This window comes from Bradyrhizobium sp. (genome assembly GCF_049581145.1).
GTDB lineage: Bacteria > Pseudomonadota > Alphaproteobacteria > Rhizobiales > Xanthobacteraceae > Bradyrhizobium.
In genome coordinates this window covers 1-6,219 of the sequence record NZ_JBAURI010001062.1, presented here as the reverse complement: position 1 = coordinate 6,219, position 6,219 = coordinate 1, and the positions used below count along the sequence as shown (strand labels likewise).

General features: G+C 61.0%; 10 protein-coding genes and 2 pseudogenes. 6 read left to right on the top strand and 6 right to left on the bottom strand.

What is annotated here, in order from left to right:
• A partial coding sequence (locus WCB02_RS34360) for a cupin domain-containing protein (RefSeq protein ID WP_423965580.1) occupies nucleotides 1-294 on the top strand: 294 nt, incomplete at its 5' end.
• A 28-nt stretch (nucleotides 295-322) separates the two neighbouring features.
• Here the strand turns inward: WCB02_RS34360 and WCB02_RS34355 are convergent.
• Nucleotides 323-514, bottom strand: a complete 192-nt coding sequence (locus WCB02_RS34355) for a hypothetical protein (protein ID WP_423965578.1) — start codon at nucleotides 512-514, stop codon at nucleotides 323-325.
• A 25-nt stretch (nucleotides 515-539) separates the two neighbouring features.
• On the opposite strand from WCB02_RS34355, the gene WCB02_RS34350 reads away from it, so the two are divergent.
• Both WCB02_RS34350 and WCB02_RS34345 read left to right on the top strand, forming a co-directional pair.
• A complete protein-coding gene (locus WCB02_RS34350) occupies nucleotides 540-725 on the top strand; it encodes a hypothetical protein (RefSeq protein ID WP_423965576.1) in 186 nt (61 codons plus the stop codon).
• 211 nt (nucleotides 726-936) lie between these two features.
• Nucleotides 937-1,185 carry a DUF6894 family protein gene (locus WCB02_RS34345; protein WP_423965574.1) on the top strand — a complete coding sequence of 83 codons (249 nt, stop codon included), beginning with the start codon at nucleotides 937-939 and terminating at the stop codon, nucleotides 1,183-1,185.
• Between the two features lie 37 nt (nucleotides 1,186-1,222).
• On the opposite strand, the gene WCB02_RS34340 is transcribed toward WCB02_RS34345, so the two are convergent.
• From WCB02_RS34340 to WCB02_RS34330, 3 genes are all read right to left on the bottom strand, one after another.
• Complete coding sequence (locus WCB02_RS34340) at nucleotides 1,223-1,987, bottom strand: SPFH domain-containing protein (RefSeq protein WP_423965572.1); 765 nt, start codon at nucleotides 1,985-1,987, stop codon at nucleotides 1,223-1,225.
• Between the two features lie 303 nt (nucleotides 1,988-2,290).
• Nucleotides 2,291-3,148 (bottom strand): alpha/beta fold hydrolase, encoded by an 858-nt coding sequence (locus WCB02_RS34335; protein WP_423965569.1) that lies wholly within the window; start codon nucleotides 3,146-3,148, stop codon nucleotides 2,291-2,293.
• Between the two features lie 69 nt (nucleotides 3,149-3,217).
• Nucleotides 3,218-3,622, bottom strand: coding sequence for a hypothetical protein (locus WCB02_RS34330; RefSeq protein WP_423965566.1), 405 nt, complete (start codon nucleotides 3,620-3,622; stop codon nucleotides 3,218-3,220).
• A 166-nt stretch (nucleotides 3,623-3,788) separates the two neighbouring features.
• Here WCB02_RS34330 and WCB02_RS34325 point away from each other — a divergent pair, with 166 nt between their 5' ends.
• Nucleotides 3,789-4,334, top strand: a complete 546-nt coding sequence (locus tag WCB02_RS34325) for a TetR/AcrR family transcriptional regulator (RefSeq protein WP_423965564.1) — start codon at nucleotides 3,789-3,791, stop codon at nucleotides 4,332-4,334.
• A 75-nt stretch (nucleotides 4,335-4,409) separates the two neighbouring features.
• On the opposite strand, the gene WCB02_RS34320 is transcribed toward WCB02_RS34325, so the two are convergent.
• The gene (locus WCB02_RS34320; protein WP_423965562.1) at nucleotides 4,410-5,087 is read right to left on the bottom strand and encodes a methyltransferase family protein; all 678 of its coding nucleotides are present in this window, start codon (nucleotides 5,085-5,087) and stop codon (nucleotides 4,410-4,412) included.
• 196 nt (nucleotides 5,088-5,283) lie between these two features.
• On the opposite strand from WCB02_RS34320, the pseudogene WCB02_RS34315 reads away from it, so the two are divergent.
• Nucleotides 5,284-5,364, top strand: a pseudogene (locus WCB02_RS34315) (hypothetical protein); the annotation flags it as partial.
• Between the two features lie 6 nt (nucleotides 5,365-5,370).
• On the top strand, nucleotides 5,371-5,763 hold the full coding sequence (locus WCB02_RS34310) for a hypothetical protein (RefSeq protein WP_423965560.1): 393 nt from the start codon (nucleotides 5,371-5,373) through the stop codon (nucleotides 5,761-5,763).
• Nucleotides 5,764-5,845: 82 nt separating this feature from the next.
• Here WCB02_RS34310 and WCB02_RS34305 read toward each other — a convergent pair.
• Nucleotides 5,846-6,219, bottom strand: a pseudogene (locus WCB02_RS34305) (hypothetical protein); the annotation flags it as partial.

The window sequence follows — 6,219 nt, the reverse complement described above, 5'->3', positions numbered from 1 at the left end:
GAATTCACCATCGACCCCGTCATCCTTGAACTGCTTCCCGAGCAAGGCAGCGTCGAGCTGCAGCGCGACGCTGCCGGCAAGGTGCATCATTTTCACACCCATCCCGTCGATGAAATTCTGGTGGTGATCCGCGGCAGGCTGAACTTCATGTGGGATGGCGGCGAGCGCATCTGCGGTGCCGGCGATACCATCCTGTTGCCCGCCGGCACGCTGCACCAATCCGAGGCGCTGGAGGGGGGCGCGATTTACGCGATCGCGACACGCCCGCCGGCCTCGCTTCCGGCCAGCAGCTAGACGCGCCACGTATTCGGACAAAGGCCATTCAAGACAACGGATGGTCGGGCGAGGTGGATGGCGGATCGGCCGCAAGCCGCTCCACGAGGTCGATGACCTCACCGCGCTTCCTGGGTGACAATTTGAGGAAGGCTTTCAAAAGCCGCAGACTTTCGACGGTTTCGCTCGATGGAGTTCCGAGCTTCTTGTGCAGCTCCGCAATAAATGTGGGATTTTTCATCTCGCACCTTTCACAGGGAACGGTAATGGCATTTGTCAGCAAACGTGAAGGCCTGGCGCGTAAGATCGACACTGCAGCGATTGAGGCTGAAAGCCTCGGCCTTACCACGGCTACCTTGATTCTTCGAATGGCACGCCTGGAGATTGACCGGGCCGAACCCGACGAGGTTGAAAGTATGCCAAGGAACAACTGTCGCAGCAAGCCCAACTGACCGGCCGACCGTCGCATGGCAGGATTTGAGCGGCATGGCACTCAAATGACCTGTAGAGGAATCAGCGGATCGGCGGTCGAGGCTGCTGAATTTATGATCAGGCGCTCGATTCGTCCGCTCCAGCCTTGGGTGGCAGGATGGGAACAGGGAGGCGTGGCAGCGGGAACGGTCTGCTTCCATCCCTCAGGGATCGACGGCTGCAGGATACGCGATGCGGACTTACTATTTCAATACCAAGGACGGTATTCCAGCCCGGTGCAGGACGGCATTGGAGTTTCCTACGCCTGGCGGGGCCATCGAGTACAGCAGGGAGCTCGCGCGACGGCTACGCCACGATCCCCGCATCCAGGATCGTACGCTCTCGATCGTCGTCGTGGACGAGAGCGGGGCCGAGGTTCATTGCGAGCCGGTGCATCCTGACGCACAACACGCCGATCAGGCCGGCGACAAGCCGCACTGATCTCCGACGCACCGGTCTCCCTGCCCGTCCGGCACCGCTATTTCGGCGCGGCATCCTTCGACAGCATCGCAACCGCTTCCTGCACCGTCGTCATGAATTGAGCGGGAAAGATGATGGTCGAGTTCTTCTCGACCGAGATTTCCGCCATCGTTTGCAGCGTCCGAAGCTGTAACGCCACCGGATGTTGCGTGATGATGTCGGCGGCCTCGCCAAGCTTGACGGCGGCCTGATACTCGCCCTCCGCGGCAACGATCTTGGCGCGCCGTTCGCGCTCGGCCTCGGCCTCCCTGGCCATCGCCCGCTGCATATTATCGGGCAATATGATGTCCTTGATCTCCACCGCGGTGACCTGCGTCCCCCAGGGCTCGGTGTGCAGATCGATCACGTTCTTGATCTGATCGTTGATGCTGGAGGTGTCCGACAGCAGTTGGTCGAGGCTGAAACGTCCGACCACGTTGCGAACCGTGGTTTGACTGATCTGGTTGATGGCGTTGTAGACGTTTTCGATGGCGATCACCGCCCGTTCCGGATCGGTGATGTGGTAGTAGGCGACGGCCGCGATATCGATCGAGACGTTGTCCCTGGTGATGATCTTCTGCGAGGGGATCTGCATCGTGACGGTGCGCAGCGACACACGGACCATCTGCTGTATCGGAACGAAGATCACGGTCAGCCCGGGCCCACGCACACCGGCAAAACGCCCAAGCAGGAATACCACACCGCGTTCATACTGCTTCAACACGCGAAACGAGACGAGCACGTAAAGGATGATCGGGATGGCGAGAAAGGAAATCCAGTCCATTGTATCCTCCGCGGCAAGCCCGCTTCCGGGGCGATGCCGCTCCATCCATACGAAGGTTGGCCGCACCGGCGCAATAGCTGAGCGACCCGCTTTGCGGCCTTGGCGAGGCGGTTTGCGGCCCGGGCGGGCGTCATATTGCGGTCGCATCGCGGCCAGGGATCGCCCATTGCATGATAATCATCCTGCAAAATGCCGGGCCGGGATGACTTTTCCGTCGTGCACGGAAGCAGCTTCGCTCGCTTCGAGCGATCAACACCAGGTAGCCCTGCAATCGTCGCGGGCCCGCCGACACTTCTTCAATTGCTATCGCCAGAAATTCCGCAGCGCGCCGGCGAATTCCTCCGAGCGTTCCCAGGGAAAGAATAGCTTCGCGCCCTCGAGCTCGATAACTTCGCGCGCGCCGGGAATCGCGCCGCGCAGCCAATACGCCCACTTGACGGGGAAAAAGTCGTCGGAAGTGCCCCAAACTATCAACGTCGGAGCCTGCAATTGGCGCAGCGAAGGGGCAACAGCCACGGTCTGCCGATTGTCGAACGATGCAATAAATCGTTCGAGATTGCGCGTCGATGCCTCGTCTTCGAACAGCGGCGCGAGCCAGGTCCGAAAATCCGCCGCTTCGAGCCGATCCGGATGTTCGAAGCCGGCTGAAAAGCTTGCCCTGGCAAAGGCCACGTCTTCGAGCATGCGGCGGCCGAGCGGACCGACCCCCCCTTGCTTGGCCAATCGATGCAGCGGTACGGCCTGCTTCGGCGGCCAGTTGTCGTGGGTATCACAATCGGTCAGCACAAGGCTGCGGATCATATTCCGATGGCGCGCCGCGAATATCTGCGCGATGCCGCCGCCGCTGTCGTTCGCAACGACATCGACCTGGTCCAGGTTCAAGGCGGCGCAAAAGGCGGCAAGCATCGCGGCCTGCGTGTCGAAGGAAAGATCCTGATCGATTCCGGCGCGACTTGCGCCATGCGCGAGGATATCGATCGCGATGCAGCGCCTGACTCCGGCAAGCCGCTCAATCAGCGGATCCCAGAGATGGCCGTTGAGCAGGACGCCATGAACGAACAACGCCGCGGGGCCAGAGCCTGCCTCCCGATAGGCGATGTTTCCAAAGCTGGTCGCCGCGTATTGATAGGGAATAGCAGAGAAAGACTGATTGTTCTGCATCTCGGTTTGCCTTTGGTGGGGATGGGCGGGATGGCCGTGCGCGCCGCCGCGAACGCGCTTTTGGGCGGCTCACGCTGTGCCGCGCTGATCCAGTACGAGCGACGCGACTGCCAAAACAAGGCCAACCGTGTCGACGGCATAGAGCGCGAGGATCGTGGGGCCATAGCCTGCGGTACCCCCATTGAGGACAAGGCTGACCAGGCGACCCGCGAGCAGACCGCCATAGACGGCAAACATGATCACGAACGAGGTTTGGCGGGTGAGCAAGCCGCACAGCGAAGCCAGGCAGACCGCACCGATTGCCAGGAAGAAGCCGGAATATTGCGCCCTCACCTCATTGAGACCCCCGGGATCGACGATCGCGAGTCCCAACCGTCCAGCAAAACTGTCCGGCGCCGTCGCACTGGTCCAAGCCGTCGACAGGCAGAACAGGACGTTGACAACGAGGACGGCGGTTCCGAAGGAGAACGGCATGACCAAGCCTTTCCGGATGGGCAACGAATGCAATAGAATGAACGAGCTGCCGCAGGGTCGGTCGGAAACAACATAATTCAATTATGTCACGTAATACGATTACGTCAAGGGCATCGTGTCCAAGTCGCGCAAGGAACAAAATTTCGAGGCGACCCGCGCGGCGTTGATGGCGGTCGCGCGCAAGCACTTCGCGCGCACCGGCTACTCCGAGGCGGAAATCGCGGAAATCGCCGCCGAGGCACGCGTGACGACGGGCGCGGTCTATCACCATTTCGCGAGCAAGAAGGGACTGTTCACCGCGGTTGCGGAAGACCTGGAAGGCGAGATCGCGCGGGCTGCCGCTTCGGTCGCCGGCGACGAGCCCTGGCAACGCCTGCGGCTCGGGTTCGAGAAGCTGATCGACCTCTGCGCCGCTCCCGCCGTACAGCGCATTATTTTCGTCGAAGCCCCTCAGGTCATCGGACCGGAGGCCTGGCGAAAGATCGAGCTGCAATACGCGTTCGGAGCGTTGCGGAAGGTGCTTGCTTCCCTGCGCGAAGCCGGCGTCATCAAGCCCTACCCCGTCGATCTGATCGCGCGCACGCTGCTTGCGCTACTGCACGAGACGGCAGCCGAAGTGTCCCGCTCAAAGCACGATCCAGCCGTTCGCGCCCAGATTAGTGAAATGGTGACCGGTGTATTCGACGTCTTCCTCGCGCGCCCGCGCATGTGAAAGGCAAGACCGCGACCATCGGCCGCGCGGTCAACACGGACCCCCATGGCTTCGCGTTGGCAATTCCCCGATCATCTACCAGATCAGCGGCACGAGGCGATGAATTACCCTGCGCTGATAGTCGCGATAACCCGGCAGATTGAGAGCCAAAAACCTCTCTTCGTCCAGCAGCCGCCATATGACCATCGGAACGAGCGCGACGACCACGAGGACACCCCACCACGAGCCCAGGGCGAGCGGTATGCCGAGCAACATCAGCAGCGCCGCCGCATACATGGGGTGTCGGACCCAGGCATAAAGACCGGTCGATATTACGCTCTGATCCGCGGCCGATTCGATCGTCGACGATGCAAAGCTGTTGGCCCTGAAGACGAAGAAAATCCCGAGCCAGCCCGCCAGCACGAGGACGTCGCCGGCAATCGCCGCATAGGATGGCATGCGAGACCAGCCGAGGCGGTGATCGATGGCGGGCACGACCAGAAGACCGAGGAAACCGAGCGAGGTGAACGACATGATGATCTTCTGGACCGGCTCCTTCTCTGCGAAGGGGCCGCCGCTCATCCGGCGCGCCAAAAGTGCCGGATCATACTTGACGAGATAAAGCGTGATTGCGAGCGACGCCGAGAAATAGACCGCGAGGAAGACCCAGGCCTGCCAGTAGCGCAGCGTGCCGGCCGTCGCGAACAGCAGCGACGCCATCACGACAAACAGGATCGCCAATCCGGCGAAGCCTTTCCCGTAGAGCGAATTCATCCGGCGATCCTAGCACGTCCTGACGCGACCGATCGCGGAAGCTGGACCCGGCCGGGCGCCGCTACTGCTGCTGCTTCTCCCAGAACGACAGCAGGCCCTGTGAGGCCGAGCCGCCGATCACGCAGGGAATGCCGATCTCGACCTGCCCAAGCGCCGCGGCCGAGACACAGCCGAGCGCGACGGCGCCGACCCCGACCTGGCCCCAGAAGTCGAGATCAGCGCCGAAAAACACATCGATCATCCGCAGGATGTATTACGTGCCGGTCAGATTGTCAAAGCTCAGGTGCTCGCCGTTGATGCGGAGAAGCGACAAATCAAGCTCAGCATGAAGCAACTGGTTCCCACTGGCCTCGGCGAGTACCTGGAGGAGCACAAGCAAGGCGACGTCGTGTCGGGTCGCGTCGTGGAGCAGGGTACCGAGACTGCCGTCATCGAACTCGGCGATCGCATTCGTGCGAACTGCAAGCTTGCATCCGCTGCGGCACAGCCCGCAGCGAGCCAGGGTACTTCCGGTGCGGACCTGTCCGTCTTAACGTCCATGTTGCAGGCGCGCTGGAAGGGTGGCGCCGCTCCTTCATCGAAGCAGCCCGAGCCGCTGTCAAAAGGCCAGATTCGCAGTTTTCGAATTGTGAAGCTCGACCGTACTACCGAAAAGATTGAGCTGGAATTAGCCTGACCCCTCGGGCAGGCGCATGCAACAAAAGGGCATGGCGGATCGCCATGCCCTTCGCGATTGAACGAATTTTTGCGGACGAAGTCTAGAACATGTTCCACAGGAACTGGTTATAAACGTCGTGGTGGTATTGGACCTCAGGTACCTTGACAAAGGTCCCCAACAGGCGAGCACAACGATCCGCCGCCGCCTGTTTCAGGTCTGCATACCGTCCCTTGACGTCGGCCCCCAACAGCTTGGTTGTCCAAGCAGAGCTACGAAAATCCTCAATGGCCGTATAAACGTTGTCCGGAAGATATCGTTCGGCCTGGCGCAGGTTCTTCACGGTTGATTTGTTGCCCTGTAGCCCCGACCGGAAAATTGAATACAGAACCAGGTACGGATTGGCATCCGGGCTGACCGACCGAATTTCGACGCGTGCGCTCTTTTCGTTGCCGATCGGAATTCGAATCATCGAGC